General features: G+C 52.0%; 1 rRNA gene. It reads left to right on the top strand.

What is annotated here, in order from left to right:
• Window positions 1–271 (top strand): 23S ribosomal RNA (locus tag BN3456_RS00080); the annotation flags it as partial.

The following is a 271-nucleotide window of genomic DNA, read 5'->3' as shown; positions in this document are numbered from 1 at the left end:
GGGGACCACCCCGTAAGGCTAAATACTACTTAGTGACCGATAGCGCATAGTACTGTGAAGGAAAGGTGAAAAGGACCCCGGGAGGGGAGTGAAAGAGAACCTGAAACCATATGTTTACAAGCTGTGGAAGCACTTTTGTAAGTGCGACCGCGTACTTTTTGTAGAACGGTCCGGCGAGTTACGCCGGCTGGCAAGGTTAAGGGCTTTAAAGGCCCGGAGCCGAAGGGAAACCAAGTCTGAATAGGGCGAGCACAAGTCAGTCGGAGTAGAC

The sequence above is a fragment of the Clostridium sp. C105KSO13 genome (assembly GCF_001517425.1).
GTDB lineage: Bacteria > Bacillota > Clostridia > Lachnospirales > Lachnospiraceae > Muricomes.
This window is presented reverse-complemented; position numbering and strand designations above follow the sequence as displayed.